Consider the following 14,030-nt stretch of genomic DNA (forward strand, 5'->3'; position numbering starts at 1 on the left):
CGTGGATTGACGGCTGCCGTCAATCCGTGCGGGCGCTGTCGGTGGGCCGGTGCACGATGGGGGCATGAGCGTGACCATCGACATCACCGGGCTGGCCGCCGACACGGGCGCGGCCGGCGCGAGCACGGCCGAGAGGTGGCGGCGGGTGTCCGTCGTGCCCTCTCCGCTCGCGGAGCTCGGGATGGCCCTGCACGCGCTCAGTGAGCCCGGCCACCACCCGGAGCTGCAGGGCTGGGCGACGGCCGTCTCGTCGCGGCTGGACCCCTGCCTGGCCGACCGGCTGTGCGAGGCGGACTTCCTGTGGCGTACGACGTTCTCGGACGTGTTCGCCCCGTTCGCCGGCATCCCCGGGGGCCGCGAGATTCCGGGTGTCACGCTCGCCGAGGAGCTCGACCAGCTGGACAAGCTGACCGACGGCCAGTTCGTCGCCGCGGCGCTGGAGTTCACCTGCCACCCCCGGTACCACCTCCAGGCGGACGGCCCGCTGGAGGACCCCGAGCTGCGCAGACGCTCCCTGGAACTGGCCGCCGCGCGGGGCGCCGTGCAGGAGCGGTTCACCCGCCGCCTGCTGGAGGACCCGCCGGCCGTCCGCGCCTGGTTCCGGCAGCTGATGCTCGACTGCGACGAGGCGTTCTTCGCCGACACCTGGGCGCGGATCCAGCCCCAGCTCGCCGCGGACGCCCGGCACCGGACCGAACTGCTCCGCCGCAAGGGCCTCGGCGAGGCCCTGACCTCGCTGTCGGCGGCCGTCTCGGTGGACGAGGAGGCCGGCCTCGTCACGGTGGACAAGCTCCTGGTGGGCCGCGCGGCCACCGGCGACGGCGGCCTGGTCCTGGTGCCCACCAGCCTCGGGCATCCGCACCTGCTGGTCCTGCACCGCTACGGCTGGCAGCCCTCGATCACCTATCCGGTGAACGGCGTCCGCCCGCAGGCGCCGTCCGTGGAACAGCTGACGCGCCGTCTGGAGGCGCTGGCGCACCCGGTGCGGATACGGCTGTGCCGGCACCTCGCGCGGGGGCCGCACACCACGAGTGAACTGGCCGACGCGCACGGCATGTCGGCCCCGGAGATCTCCCGGCACCTCGCGGTGCTGAAGAAGGCGGGCCTGATCACCGCCTGCCGCCAGGGCCGGTACGTGCAGCACCAGCTGGACCTGTCCGCGGTGGCCCGCCTGGGCAGCGACTTCATCGAGGGCGTCCTGCGCTGACGGACGCCCTCCCGCCCGTGCGGTCCCCGCCGCCGGCCGTCAGCCGTGGCCGCCCGCGCGCACCAGACCCGTCTCGTACGCCAGCACCACGACCTGGACCCGGTCGCGCAGACCGAGCTTGGTCAGGATGCGGCCCACGTGGGTCTTCACCGTCGCCTCGCTCAGCACCAGCCGGGCCGCGATCTCACCGTTGGACAGGCCCTGCGCCACCAGCACCATCACCTCCCGCTCCCGGTCGGTGAGCCGCTCCAGCTCCTTGTGGTGGGGCTGCTTGCCGCTGGAGGGCAGCATCGGCGCGAAGCGGTCGAGCAGGCGCCTGGTCGTGGAGGGCGCCACCACCGCGTCACCGCTGTGCACGGCGCGGATGGCGGCCAGCAGCTCACCCGGCGGCACGTCCTTGAGCATGAACCCGGAGGCGCCCGCCTTGAGCCCGGAGAAGGCGTACTCGTCCAGGTCGAAGGTGGTCAGGATGAGCACCTTGGGCGGGTCGGGCTCCACGCAGATGCGCCGGGTGGTCTCCACGCCGTCGAGCTTCGGCATGCGGACGTCCATCAGGACGACGTCGACGGCGCCGGCGGCGGCGCGCAGCACCTGGAGGGCCTCGACGCCGTCGCCCGCCTCCGCGACGACCTCCATGTCCGGCTGGGCGGCGAGCACCATCCGGAACCCGGTGCGCAGCAGCACCTGGTCGTCGACGAGCATCACGCGGATCGTCATCGGGTCTCTTTCGTTCGGGGCGGGCGGGCGTTCGTTCGGCGGCGCGAGCGCGTCAGGAGGCGGGCTTGAGCGGCAGCAGGACGCTGATGCGGAATCCTCCGCCCGGGCGCGGCCCGGCGTCCAGGGTGCCGCCGACCATCCCGACCCGCTCGCGCATGCCGATCAGGCCGTGCCCCTGGCCGTCCGCGCCGCCCTCCTCGTACAGCTCGTGCGGGGCGCCCTTGCCGTCGTCCTCCACGAGGAGGCCGAGCCCGTCGTCGAAGTAGACCAGCCGGACGCTCGCGCCGGCGTTGGGCCCGCCGTGCTTGCGGGTGTTGGTGAGCGCCTCCTGCACGATCCGGTAGGCGGTCAGCTCCACGCCGCTGGGCAGCGGGCGCGGGGTGCCCTCGATCTTGAAGTCGACGGGAAGGCCGGAGGTGCGGCACTGGTCGACGAGGTCGTCGATCTGCTCGACGTCGGGCTGCGGGACGTACTCCCCGCCCTCCTGGTGCTCCCCGGTGCGCAGCACGCCCAGCAGGCGGCGCATCTCGGCGAGGGCCTGGCGGCCGGTGGAGGAGATCGTCTCCAGGGCCTTCCTGGCCTGGTCGGGGGCGGCGTCGAGGACGTAGGCGGCGCCGTCGGCCTGCACGACCATCACCGACACGTTGTGCGCGACGACGTCGTGCAGCTCGCGCGCGATGCGGGCGCGTTCGGCGGCGACCGCCACCTTCGACTGCGCCTCGCGTTCCTTCTCCAGCCGGGCCGCGCGCTCCTCCAGCTGGGCGAAGTAGGCCCGCCTGGTGCGCATGGAGTCGCCGAGCACCCAGGCCAGGGCGAAGGGCACCGTCTGGAAGACGGCTATCGCGATCTGCCCGGCGAGACTGCTGTGCTCGTCCGGCCAGCGGATCTGCGCGAGGACCGCCGCGCAGAGACCGGCGGCCAGGGCGAGCCGGGAGGCCCAGCGGGCACCGATCGCCGCGACCGTGTAGGTGATCACCAGCATCGCGAAGTCCGCGGCGGTCGTCTCGACGTCCAGGACCAGCTGGGCCAGTCCGGTCGCGAGGGCGAGCAGCAGCATCGGCTCGGGGTGGCGGCGGCGCAGCGCGACGACGACGCACAGGACCGCCGACACGGCCATCCCCTCGGCGATCGTGCCGTGCCGGCCCGCCACTCCGTGCTGGTTGACCACGCTCAGGCCGGACAGCCCGAGCAGGACGACGGCCCAGAAGGTGTCGACCCAGGTCGGGTGGCGGCGGAGGAAGTCGTAGAGGCGCTGCACGTAACCCAGAGTAGGGAAACCAGATGTGTGCAGGGGTCAACCGGAGGGCCGATCCGTACCCCGCGTGTGTACTCCGCAAGGTGGAGGACGTGATCATCTGTGCGCCTAGTCTGTTCCGGTGACGGATGAGACGACCGCGGGAGCGGAGGGCCCCCGCGCGGGCGGCCCGCGCGGCTGGCGGACGGCGGCCGGGACGGCGCTGTACGGGCCCGGCGGTTTCTACCGGCGCCCGGAGGGCCCGGCCGGCCACTTCCGTACGTCCGTGCACGCCTCCCCGCTGTTCGCGGGGGCCGTGGCCCGGCTGCTGTGCCGGGTCGACGAGGCGCTGGGCCGGCCCCCGGTGCTGGACTTCGTCGACATGGGCGCCGGACGGGGGGAGCTGGTCGCCGGGGTGCTCGCCGCCCTGCCCGCCGAGGTGGCCGCCCGCGCGCGCGGGTACGCCGTCGAGATCGCCCACCGTCCGGCCCGCCCGGACGGGCGGATCACCTGGCTGAGCGAGCCCCCGGACGCCGTCACCGGGCTGCTGTTCGCCAACGAGTGGCTGGACAACGTCCCCGTGGACGTCGCCGAGGTGGACTCCTCGGGCGTGCCCCGGCTGGTGCTGGTCGCGGACGACGGCTCCGAACGCCTCGGGGCGCCCGTGGGCGGCGCGGAGGCGGACTGGCTGGCGCGGTGGTGGCCGCTGCCGGCAGAGGAGGGGCTGCGGGCGGAGATCGGGCTGCCGCGGGACCGGGCCTGGGCGGACGCCGTCGCCACCGTGGTGCGCGGGCTCGCGGTGGCCGTGGACTACGCGCACACCATGGACACGCGCCCCCCGTTCGGCACGCTCACCGGCTTCCGGGAGGGCCGCGAGACGCCGCCCGTACCGGACGGCTCCTGCGACATCACCGCGCACGTGGCCCTGGACGCGTGCGCCGCGGCCGGCGCGTCGCACGACCTCGGCGAGCCCGGACCGGGCGGGGCACGGAGCCCCGAGGACACGGCGCGCAGGCTGCCCGCCGCGCGTCTTCTCACGCAACGCGACGCCCTGCGCGCGCTGGAGATCACCGGCGCACGCCCCCCGCTGGCGCTGGCCTCGACGGACCCGGCCGCCTACGTGCGCGCGCTGGCGGGTGCCGGCGAGGCCGCCGAGCTCACCGCCCCGGGCGGCCTCGGCGACTTCGGCTGGCTGCTCCAGCCGGTCGGCATCCCCGACCCGCTCGCCTGAGGCCCGCCGGCGCACCCGCTCCGGCGCATCGGCCGCTGTCGCCTACTTGTCGATGTCCCCGACCACGAAGAACATCGAGCCCAGGATCGCCACCATGTCCGCCACCAGCGTCCCCGGCAGCAGCTCGGTCAGCACCTGGATGTTGTTGTACGACGCCGAGCGCAGCTTCAGCCGGTACGGCGTCTTCTCGCCCCTGCTGACCAGGTAGTAGCCGTTGATCCCGAGCGGATTCTCGGTCCACGCGTACGTGTGCCCCTCGGGCGCCTTCAGCACCTTGGGCAGCCGCTGGTTGATCGGGCCCGGCGGGAGCTGCGCGAACCGGTCCAGGCAGGCGTCGGCCAGGTCCAGCGCGTTGTGGGTCTGCTCCAGCAGCACCTCGAACCGCGCGAGGCAGTCACCCTCGCTCCGGGTGACGACCTTCAGGGTGTCCTGGAGGTCGCCGTAGGCCAGGTACGGCTCGTCGCGGCGCAGGTCGAAGTCGACCCCCGAGCCGCGCGCGATGGGCCCGCTCACGCCGTAGGCGTGCACGGCCTCGGGCGAGAGCACGCCCACCCCGCGCGTGCGGCCCCGGAAGATCTCGTTGCCGAGCACCAGGTCGTCGAAGACGTCCATGCGGGAACGGACGGCGGCGACGGCCGCACGCGCGCGTGCGGTCCAGCCGGCCGGCAGGTCCTCCTTGAGGCCGCCGACGCGGTTGAACATGTAGTGCATGCGCCCGCCGGAGACCTCCTCCATGACGTTCTGGAGCACCTCGCGCTCCCGGAACGCGTAGAACACCGGCGTGATCCCACCCAGCTCCAGCGGGTAGGAGCCGAGGAACATCAGATGGTTCAGCACCCGGTTCAGCTCGGCGAGCAGCGTGCGCGTCCACACCGCGCGCTCCGGGACCTCCATGCCGAGCATGCGCTCCACGGCGAGGACCACGCCCAGCTCGTTCGAGAACGCCGACAGCCAGTCGTGGCGGTTGGCCAGCATGACGATCTGCCGGTAGTCGCGCGCCTCGAAGAGCTTCTCGGCACCCCGGTGCATGTAGCCGATCACCGGCTCCGCGTGCACGATGCGCTCCCCGTCCAGCACCAGCCTGAGCCGCAGCACGCCGTGCGTGGACGGGTGCTGGGGCCCGATGTTCAGCACCATGTCGGTGCTCTCCGCGGCGCCGCCGATACCGACCGTGGTCTCCGTCGTAGGAGTCATGGCCCCAGTTTCCCCTACGTACGCTGGCCCCATGGAGACGGGGAGCCCTGACGGGACCGGAATACCGGGGGACGAGTTGGTGTGGCGGGGGCTGCGGCCCGCCCTGGTACGGGTGCGCCGGCTGCTGCTGGCGCTGTGGGCGGGGGTGCTCGCGCTCGCGACGGGACTGCTGCTGAACCTGTTCGCGGGTCCCGCGTGGGCGTCCCTCGCCCTGCTGCCCCTGGCCCTGGGCGCCTGGTGCTGGTGGCTGGTGAAGCGCAACTGGCGCTCCTGGCGGTACGCCGAGCGCGCCGACGACCTGCTGATCAGCCGCGGTGTGCTGTGGCACGAGGAGACGGTCGTGCCGTACGGGCGGATGCAGCTGGTGGAGGTGACCTCCGGGCCCCTGGAGCGGCGCTTCGGGCTGGCCACCGTGCAGCTGCACACGGCGGCGGCCGCGACCGACGCGACCATCCCCGGCCTGGACCCGGCCGAGGCGGAGCGGCTGCGCGACCGGCTCACCGAGCTGGGCGAGGCCCGATCGGCGGGGCTGTGAGCTCCCCGGACGGCGACGGCGGCATACCGGAGCACCCGTCCGTCACCGAGCACCGGCTGCATCCGGTCACGCCCTTCCGCCGGGCGTGGGCGCCGGTCACCGTCCTGGCCGGCTGGGCGGTGCACGACCCGAACGGCACCCAGGAACAGCTGGCGCGGCTGACCTCCACCATGCTCCTCGTGGGGCTGGCCGTACTGGTGCCGGTGGCCGGTCTGTACGGCTTTCTGTCCTGGTGGTTCACGCACTACTCGGTGACCGGCACCGAACTGCGCATCCGCACCGGGCTGCTGTTCCGGCGCACCGCGCACATCCGGCTGGAACGCATCCAGGCCGTGGACGTCTCCCGTCCCCTCCTCGCGCGCGTGGCGGGCGTCGCGAAGCTGCGGATCGACGTCGTCGGCACCGACGACAAGGACGAGCTCGCCTTCCTGGGCGAGCGGGACGCGCGCGCCCTGCGCGCGGAACTGCTCGCGCGCGCGGCCGGTTTCGCGCCCGAGAGCGCCGCCGAGGTCGGTGAGGCCCCGGCCCGCGCGCTGGTGCACGTGCCTCCCCGCGAGCTGGTGCGCGCCCTGCTGCTGACCGGCGCCACCTGGGGCTCGCTGTGCGCCGCCCTCGTGGTGCCGGCCGTGCTGTGGTTCACCACGCACAACCCGTGGAGCGTGCTCGCCAGCGCCCTGCCCCTGCTCGGCGCGGCCGGCGCGAGCAGCGTGGGGCGGTTCGTCACCGAGTTCGACTGGACGGTGAGCGAGTCCCCGGACGGACTGCGCATCGACCACGGGCTGCTCGACCGCGCGCACGAGACGGTGCCGCCCGGCCGGGTGCAGACCGTGCGGATCGTGGAGCCCCTGCTGTGGCGGCGCATCGACCGGGTCCGGGTCGAACTGGACGTGGCCGGGTCCGCGAACTCGGTCCTGCTGCCCGTCGTCCCGCGCGCGGTCGCCGAGTCGGTCGTCGCGCGCGTGCTGCCCGGTGCGGCCGTGCCCGGTGAGTTGCCCGGTGAGCTGTCGCGGTCGCCCCGACGGGCCCACTGGAACGTGCCGGTGTGGTGGCGCGGACACCACCTCGCCGTCACCGGCGCCGTGTTCGCGACCCGCAGCGGTCTGCTGTGCCGCCGGCTGTCGCTGGTCCCGCACGCCAAGGTGCAGAGCGTACGGCTCACCCAGGGGCCCTGGGAGCGCCTGTGGCGGCTCGCCGACGTGCACGTGGACACCGGGGCCGGAAAGACCGTGACGGCGCGGCTGCGGGACGCCGAGGAGGCCCGGCGGCTGCTGCGCGAGCAGGCGGAGCGGTCCCGCACCGGACGCCGGGGCGCACTCCCCGACCGCTGGATGACCGGCTGAGGAGACGGCCTGGCCGTGACGAAGGCCCGGCCCCCCTGACTGGGGGAGCCGGGCCCTGTCTTCGGTCCGTACGGTTCCGCGCGGCTCAGGACGCCGCGCTGCGCAGTCCCTGGACGTCGATCTGCTCGGTCTCGTCGTGCTCCGTCAGGTCGATGACCTGCCCGACCCCGAGGGAGTGCGGGCCGGCGGGCTTGAACTCGGCCTCCGCCTCGGCCTTGTGCACGGCGAGGGCCTCCTGGCCGACGACGTCGGCGAGGTCCTCGTTCTGCACGGAGTCCAGCGCGGCCTTCGGCTCGCCCTTCTGCGTGCCGAAGAAGTCGAATCCGCCCTGGACCACCTGGCGACGCGCGGGCGCGGCCGGTACGACGGCCACCGCCGTCGGCACCGTGAAGTGCCCGGACTGCGGCTGTCCTGCGGACTTGGCGGGCAGGGCCTGAGCCGTCGGGTCGGCCGCGCGCGCGTGAGCGCCGTCCGTCGCGTGCTGCCCCGGTTCCCCGTCCTCATGCGCCGCCGGCGCGCCGTCCTCGCTCCGGGGCGCGGCGGAGTGGTCCGTCACGCCGTCCTCGGCGCCCTCTCCTGCGGCGACTCCTTCGGTGACTCCTTTGGCGACGGGCCCGGCCTCGGCCGTCCCGCCCTTCGGGGCCTCGGGCCCGGGCGTGTCGGACCCGGACGCGTCCGCCCCGGACGCGTCGGCAGCGGCGGGCTCGGGCTCAGCGGCACCGTCGTCGGCCGCCTCCTCCTCAAAAACCGCGGACTCGGTCTCGGGTACCGCGGACCCGGAACCCGCGGCCTCCGCCTCGGAGTCGTCGGCCGGGGCGTCGCCGTCGAAGCCGGCCAGCGCCAGCAGGGCCCGCTGGTACAGCCAGGAACCCTCGGGCGAGAACACCGCGTTCGCCTTCGGCCCGTCCCCGGACGCCGGGGACCCCCCGGCCTCCTCGGAGCTCGCGCCGCCGGCCTCGGTGTCCCCGGCGTTCTCGACGTCCTTGGTGTCCTTGGTGTCCTTGGTGTCCTCGGCGCTCTCGCAGTCCTTCACGGTCTTCGGGGCCGCCTCCAGCGCCCCACGGCCGGCGCTGCGCGCGGGCGGCAGGGCGGGCGAGGTCGACGGCTCGGCCGCCTCGATCTCGAGCAGCCGGCGGCCCTCCAGCGCGCTCGCGCGCTCGGTCTCCGCCGTGGCGTACCGGCGCAGCAGGGAGGCGTGCTCGTTGCGCAGGCCCGCCAGCTCGGCCCGCTTGGCGCGCAGCCGCTGCTCCAGCTTGGTCCGCAGCTCGCGGGACTCCTCCAGGTCGGTCTCCAGTTCGGCGACCCGTTCCTCGAACCGCCACTCGTCGCCGGCACGCGCGCGTGTGAGGTCGGCGACCTGCCTGCCCGCCTGCACGTCCCAGCGGCGCATCACGACCGCACCGACGACAGCGGTCACCGCGGCGGCGGCGGCCAGCGCGCGCAGCACCGTGGCCTCGGAGAACACCCAGGGACCCAGCGCGCAGACGACGGACACACCGGCGATCGCCGACGGAGGCAACAGCCGGTGCAAAGGGGGGGAATGGCGGTGGCGTCCACGTGGCATGGCCAGAAACTTACCGCGCGTAGGCGATTCGCGGACCCCCGCCCCGTAAAAAGCCAGCCACTTCCCGTGGCTCACGGGGCGTCAGGGGTCCGGCGGGTCAGCGGTCGGTGAGCCGGCCGCTCAGCCACTGGAGCGCCGGGGGGATCTCGCGCTTCCAGGTGTTGAAGTTGTGCCCGCCGCTGTCCAGGATGATCGACGAGATCCGGGTCAGGTTCGTGGCCTGCACACCCTGTATGAACGTGAGCGTGGACCGGTAGTTGCGCTCGCCGACCTTGCTGCTGGTGACGAGCAGCGAGGTGTCCGGCGCCGGGCGGTGCTTGATGAACCACCACAGATCGGCATGGTTCTCCAGATTCCGGTCACCGTGGAAGAGGTCGCCGGTCGTGGGGTCGATCAGCGCCTTGTAGTACGGGGACAGGCCCGCGCCGGCCGCGTACACCCGCGGATGGTGCATGGCGAACTTCAGCGCGCAGTAGCCGCCCGTGGAGTCCCCGATGACCCCCCAGCTGCCCGGCCGCTTCCCGACCCGGTAGTGCGCGAGCACGGCCTCCGGCAGATCCTTGGCGAAGAACGTCTCCACCTGCGGGCCGCCCGGCACGTTCACGCACTCGGTGTCCCGCGGGGGCGCCACGGACGGCCGCATCATCACCAGGATCATCGGCTGCATCCGCCCGTCCTTGGCCAGCTGCTGTGCCGTACGCGGGTAGTTCAACTTGTTGACCAGCGACTCCGCCGTACCGGGGTAACCGGTCAGGACGACACCCACCGGGAACGTACGCGTGCGGTACTGCGGCTGGAAGTACTCCGGCGGCAGGTACACGTACGCCGGAGCGGCGATGCGGCTCGTCCGGCCGACGATGTCGACCTTCTGGATCTGCCCGGCCGTCTCCGGCCGCGAACCGCGCCCGCCCGGCACGTCGGACGTGGAGACCACCTGCAGCGGACCGCCGGTGCTGCCGTGCGCCGTGTGGTCGACGACGATCCCCTGCTCGGTCTCCTTGCCGAACAGGTCGGCCCAGCTGGCGTAGAAGCCGAAGGCCTGGTTGGCCGCGAGGCCGACGCACGCGAACAGTGCCAGCTGGGTGGCCAGCAGCAGGCCGACCCGCCCGCTGACGGTACGCCAGTTCTGCCGGGCCAGGCGCGGCCACAGCCACACTGTGCCGACGAACAGCACGGCGGCGAAGAACATCGCCAGCACCAGCACTTTGTTGCTCGTGAGACCCATGGGCTGTTTCCTGCCTGCGCTTTCCGCCCGTGCCGCGTCCACACGTCGTCGCGCGGACTTGCCCGGGGCTTTCCTTGGCCTTTGACCCGACTTTCCGGTGGGGAGTGAACCTCTCTCCCCGAGACACCGTCCTAGAGGGCGCAATGTCGCCGGATGCCCGATCGGGCCCGGGTTCAAGGTCTCTCGCAGAACTACGGGATGCGATGTCTGTCAGGATAGATGGGGAAATGTCGGGCGGGGTTCCGGGCCGATCAAGCCGGGCGCGGCGCATGCTGCGCGGCCCGCGCCCCGAGGCCGTCCCCGCACTGGTCGCCAGGGCGGCCGCGATCGTGGGCGCCCTGGACATCGCGGCGGGCGTGTTCCCGCGCTTCCGGCACAGCCGTATGCACGCCATAGCCGAGGTGCTGCCGGGTTCCTTCGGCCCCTTCGCCGCCGCGCTCTCGCTGAGCGCGGGCGTGCTGTTGCTGCTGCTGGCGCACGGCCTCAAGCGGCGCAAGCGCCGGGCATGGCGCGCCGCGGTGGCGCTGCTGCCGGCCGGGGCGGCGGCCCAGTTCGCCTACCGGCACTCGCTCGTCGGCGTGCTCATCGCGGTCGCCCTGCTGGTGCCGCTGCTGCGCCACCGGGACGAGTTCGCGGCCCTGCCCGACCCCCGCAGCCGCTGGCGCGCGCTCGCCAACTTCGTCCTGATGAGCGCCGGTTCCCTGCTGCTCGGCCTGGTCATCGTCAACGTCCACCCGCACCGGACGATCGGCGACCCGAGCCTCGCCGACCGGCTGACGCACGTCGTCTACGGCCTGTTCGGCTTCGAGGGCCCGGTCGACTACCAGGGCAACACCTCCTGGACCGTGGCCTTCTCCCTCGGCGCCCTCGGCTGGATCACCGCGGTCACCACCGTCTACCTGGCCTTCCGCCCCGAGCACCCGGCCGCGCGGCTCACCGAGGAGGACGAGGAGAAGCTGCGGGCCCTGCTGGTCAAGCACGGCGGCCGCGACTCCCTCGGCCACTTCGCGCTGCGCCGCGACAAGGCCGTCGTCTTCTCCCCCAGCGGCAAGGCGGCCGTCACCTACCGCGTCGTCTCCGGGGTGATGCTCGCCAGCGGCGACCCCATCGGCGACGTCGAGGCCTGGCCGGGCGCCATCGAACGCTTCATGGACGAGGCCAAGGCCCACTCCTGGACCCCCGCGGTCATGGGCTGCTCGGAGACCGGCGGCGAGGTGTGGACCCGTGAGACCGGTCTGGACGCGCTCGAACTGGGCGACGAGGCGGTGGTCGACGTCGCGGATTTCTCGCTCGCCGGACGCGCGATGCGCAACGTGCGCCAGATGGTCAAGCGCATCGAGCGGGCCGGCTACGAAACCCGGGTACGGCGCATCCGTGACCTCGGCGAGGCCGAACTGGACCGCATCCGCCGGGCGGCGGAGGACTGGCGCGGCACCGACACCGAACGCGGCTTCTCCATGGCGCTCGGCCGCATCGGGGACGCGGCCGACGGCGACTGCCTGATCGCCACCGCGCACAAGCAGGACGAGGAGCCCGGCGAGTACGGCGACCTGAAGGCGGTCCTGCACTTCGTCCCCTGGGGCGAGGACGGCGCCTCCCTGGACCTCATGCGCCGCGACCGCGCCGCCGACCCCGGCATGAACGAACTGCTCATCGTCGCCGCGCTGCAGGCCGCCCCCAGGTTCGGCATCACCCGCGTCTCGCTGAACTTCGCGATGTTCCGCTCCGCCCTCGCGCGCGGGGAGAAGATCGGCGCCGGACCGGTGCTGCGTGCCTGGCGCGGACTGCTGGTGTTCCTCTCGCGCTGGTTCCAGATCGAGTCGCTCTACAAGTTCAACGCCAAGTTCCAGCCGCGCTGGGAGCCCCGCTTCGTGGTCTACCGCGTCTCCGGCGACCTGCCGCGCATCGGCTTCGCCGCGATGCAGGCCGAGGGCTTCGTCGACCTCGCCCTGCCGGTGCCGCGTTTCCTGCGCCGGCGCCGGGCGGCCGGCCGGCGCCCCTGCGCGCACGCCGTGCCCGAGCGTGACGTCCGGGCCGCCTGACCACCCGGACCGGCGGTACGGCCCGAGACCGGCCCGGGTGGCAGCCCCGCCCCCTCCAGCACAGGGGCTGCCACCCGGGCCGCCGCGCGTTCCCGGCACCCTCCTGGGCCTACGCTGAACGTATGAACAACCTCAGCGGGCGCGGACGAGTGACGGGTCTTCCGGCATGGGACCGGTGCGCGGTCATGGGAGTCGTGAACGTGACCCCCGATTCCTTCTCCGACGGCGGCCGCTGGTTCGACACGACCGCCGCCGTCAAGCACGGCCTCGACCTGGTCGCCGAGGGCGCGGACCTGGTCGACGTGGGCGGCGAGTCCACCCGCCCCGGCGCCACGCGCGTGGACGAGGCCGAGGAACTGCGCCGTGTCATCCCCGTCGTGCGCGGCCTCGCCTCCGAGGGCGTGGCCGTCTCCGTCGACACCATGCGCGCCACCGTCGCCGCGCAGTCCCTCAAGGCCGGCGCCGCCCTCGTCAACGACGTCAGCGGCGGCCTCGCCGACCCCGCGATGATCCCGGTGGTCGCCGACGCGGGCGCCCCGTTCGTCGTCATGCACTGGCGCGGCTTCCTCGAGGGCGGCAACGTCAGGGGCACGTACGAGGACGTCGTCGCCGAGGTCGTGGACGAGCTGCACGCGCGCGTGGACGCCGTCCTGGCGGGCGGCATCAGCCCCGACCGCATCGTCGTCGACCCGGGCCTCGGCTTCTCCAAGGAGGCCGACCACGACCTCACCCTCCTCGCCCACCTCGACCGCCTGCACACCCTGGGCCATCCCCTGCTGGTCGCCGCCTCCCGCAAGCGGTTCCTCGGCCGGGTCCTCGCCGGCCCGGAGGGGGCGCCCCCGCCCGCCCGGGAGCGCGACGCCGCCACGGCCGCCGTCTCCGCGCTCGCGGCGCAGGCCGGCGCGTGGGCGGTGCGCGTCCACGAGGTGCGCGCCACCGCGGACGCGGTACGGGTCGCACGGGCCGTCGAGGGGGCGCGCACCGTCGGAACGGCGCGGAGCGCGGACAACGGGCGCGGGGCGGAAGGAAGCCGGTGAGCGCCCCCCATACCGACGTCGAGCAGGTCGAGGCCGCCAACACCGCCTTCTACGAGGCGCTCGAACGCGGCGATTTCGAGGAGGTCTCCTCGCTCTGGCTCACCCCCGCCGACCTGGGCGTCGACGAGGAGTACCACGACCCCGCGGACACCGGCGTGATCTCCTGCGTCCACCCGGGCTGGCCGGTGCTCACCGGCCGCGGCGAGGTCCTCAGGTCGTACGCCCTGATCATGGCCAACACCGACTACATCCAGTTCTTCCTCACCGACGTGCACGTCTCCGTGACCGGCGACACGGCCCTCGTGACCTGCACCGAGAACATCCTCAGCGGCGGCCCGGCCCCTGAGGAGGGGGCGGAACTGGGGCCCCTGGTCGGCCAGCTCGTCGTCGCCACCAACGTGTTCCGGCGCTCGCCCTCCGGCTGGAAACTCTGGTCGCACCACGCCTCCCCCGTCCTCGCCGAGACCGACGAGTCGGACGACGGGGACAGCGGCGTGAACGGCACCGACCCGGACGACGGCACCCTCGCCTGAACACGCCGGCACACCCCGCGAAGGCACCGGAGGGGCCCGCAGGGACCAATAAGTGGTTGGAATCACCTACCCCCGGGTATGAGCGGCTACCACCCCATGACGCGTCCGGGTTCCCCGGGGGAAACACGGGGTGAACCCTGCGGTCCCGGCCCGAGCCCACGCCCCCGTGGC

At 73.6% G+C, this 14,030-nt stretch carries 12 protein-coding genes; 7 read left to right on the forward strand and 5 right to left on the reverse strand.

Features of this window, described 5'->3' with window-relative positions; genetic code table 11:
• Positions 1-64: 64 nt before the first annotated feature.
• The gene (locus ACF08B_RS34670; RefSeq protein WP_392321013.1) at positions 65-1,207 is read left to right on the forward strand and encodes a DUF5937 family protein; all 1,143 of its coding nucleotides are present in this window, start codon (positions 65-67) and stop codon (positions 1,205-1,207) included.
• Between the two features lie 39 nt (positions 1,208-1,246).
• On the opposite strand, the gene ACF08B_RS34675 is transcribed toward ACF08B_RS34670, so the two are convergent.
• Positions 1,247-1,924, reverse strand: a complete 678-nt coding sequence (locus tag ACF08B_RS34675; RefSeq protein ID WP_093476674.1) for a response regulator transcription factor — start codon at positions 1,922-1,924, stop codon at positions 1,247-1,249.
• 52 nt (positions 1,925-1,976) lie between these two features.
• Positions 1,977-3,182, reverse strand: coding sequence for a sensor histidine kinase (locus tag ACF08B_RS34680; RefSeq protein WP_392321014.1), 1,206 nt, complete (start codon positions 3,180-3,182; stop codon positions 1,977-1,979).
• Between the two features lie 118 nt (positions 3,183-3,300).
• On the opposite strand from ACF08B_RS34680, the gene ACF08B_RS34685 reads away from it, so the two are divergent.
• The gene (locus ACF08B_RS34685; RefSeq protein WP_392321015.1) at positions 3,301-4,389 is read left to right on the forward strand and encodes an SAM-dependent methyltransferase; all 1,089 of its coding nucleotides are present in this window, start codon (positions 3,301-3,303) and stop codon (positions 4,387-4,389) included.
• Positions 4,390-4,431: 42 nt separating this feature from the next.
• On the opposite strand, the gene ACF08B_RS34690 is transcribed toward ACF08B_RS34685, so the two are convergent.
• Positions 4,432-5,583 (reverse strand): NADH-quinone oxidoreductase subunit D, encoded by a 1,152-nt coding sequence (locus ACF08B_RS34690; RefSeq protein ID WP_392321016.1) that lies wholly within the window; start codon positions 5,581-5,583, stop codon positions 4,432-4,434.
• A 31-nt stretch (positions 5,584-5,614) separates the two neighbouring features.
• Between ACF08B_RS34690 and ACF08B_RS34695 the strand changes: the two genes are divergently transcribed.
• Together ACF08B_RS34695 and ACF08B_RS34700 are read left to right on the forward strand one after the other, a co-directional pair.
• On the forward strand, positions 5,615-6,118 hold the full coding sequence (locus tag ACF08B_RS34695; protein ID WP_392321017.1) for a PH domain-containing protein: 504 nt from the start codon (positions 5,615-5,617) through the stop codon (positions 6,116-6,118).
• Positions 6,115-7,458 carry a PH domain-containing protein gene (locus ACF08B_RS34700; RefSeq protein ID WP_392321018.1) on the forward strand — a complete coding sequence of 448 codons (1,344 nt, stop codon included), beginning with the start codon at positions 6,115-6,117 and terminating at the stop codon, positions 7,456-7,458. The genes ACF08B_RS34695 and ACF08B_RS34700 overlap by 4 nt, the downstream gene beginning before the upstream one ends.
• A gap of 85 nt (positions 7,459-7,543) precedes the next feature.
• On the opposite strand, the gene ACF08B_RS34705 is transcribed toward ACF08B_RS34700, so the two are convergent.
• Entirely contained in the window at positions 7,544-9,022 is a 1,479-nt protein-coding gene (locus tag ACF08B_RS34705) for a hypothetical protein (protein ID WP_392321019.1), read from the reverse strand.
• 97 nt (positions 9,023-9,119) lie between these two features.
• Positions 9,120-10,247, reverse strand: a complete 1,128-nt coding sequence (locus ACF08B_RS34710; RefSeq protein WP_392321020.1) for an alpha/beta hydrolase — start codon at positions 10,245-10,247, stop codon at positions 9,120-9,122.
• Between the two features lie 227 nt (positions 10,248-10,474).
• Between ACF08B_RS34710 and ACF08B_RS34715 the strand changes: the two genes are divergently transcribed.
• The 3 genes from ACF08B_RS34715 to ACF08B_RS34725 all read left to right on the forward strand — a co-directional run bounded on the left by ACF08B_RS34715 (position 10,475) and on the right by ACF08B_RS34725 (position 13,859).
• A complete protein-coding gene (locus ACF08B_RS34715) occupies positions 10,475-12,289 on the forward strand; it encodes a phosphatidylglycerol lysyltransferase domain-containing protein (RefSeq protein ID WP_392321021.1) in 1,815 nt (604 codons plus the stop codon).
• A 122-nt stretch (positions 12,290-12,411) separates the two neighbouring features.
• Positions 12,412-13,326, forward strand: a complete 915-nt coding sequence (folP, locus tag ACF08B_RS34720) for a dihydropteroate synthase (protein ID WP_392321022.1) — start codon at positions 12,412-12,414, stop codon at positions 13,324-13,326.
• Positions 13,323-13,859: a nuclear transport factor 2 family protein gene (locus ACF08B_RS34725; protein WP_392321023.1), complete on the forward strand. Its 537-nt coding sequence runs from the start codon at positions 13,323-13,325 to the stop codon at positions 13,857-13,859. Before folP ends, ACF08B_RS34725 begins: the two co-directional genes overlap by 4 nt.
• Positions 13,860-14,030 lie beyond the last annotated feature (171 nt).

The sequence above is a fragment of the Streptomyces sp. NPDC015139 genome, from assembly GCF_043079785.1.
GTDB lineage: Bacteria > Actinomycetota > Actinomycetes > Streptomycetales > Streptomycetaceae > Streptomyces > Streptomyces albidocamelliae.

Bases quoted from the DNA above. Each gene is read 5' to 3' on its own strand.
- ACF08B_RS34670 (WP_392321013.1), top strand. From the start codon at position 65: ATGAGCGTGACCATCGACATCACCGGGCTGGCCGCCGACACGGGCGCG.
- ACF08B_RS34675 (WP_093476674.1), bottom strand. From the start codon at position 1,924: ATGACGATCCGCGTGATGCTCGTCGACGACCAGGTGCTGCTGCGCACC.
- ACF08B_RS34690 (WP_392321016.1), bottom strand. From the start codon at position 5,583: ATGACTCCTACGACGGAGACCACGGTCGGTATCGGCGGCGCCGCGGAG.
- ACF08B_RS34695 (WP_392321017.1), top strand. From the start codon at position 5,615: ATGGAGACGGGGAGCCCTGACGGGACCGGAATACCGGGGGACGAGTTG.
- ACF08B_RS34705 (WP_392321019.1), bottom strand. From the start codon at position 9,022: ATGCCACGTGGACGCCACCGCCATTCCCCCCCTTTGCACCGGCTGTTG.
- ACF08B_RS34710 (WP_392321020.1), bottom strand. From the start codon at position 10,247: ATGGGTCTCACGAGCAACAAAGTGCTGGTGCTGGCGATGTTCTTCGCC.
- ACF08B_RS34715 (WP_392321021.1), top strand. From the start codon at position 10,475: ATGTCGGGCGGGGTTCCGGGCCGATCAAGCCGGGCGCGGCGCATGCTG.
- folP (WP_392321022.1), top strand. From the start codon at position 12,412: ATGAACAACCTCAGCGGGCGCGGACGAGTGACGGGTCTTCCGGCATGG.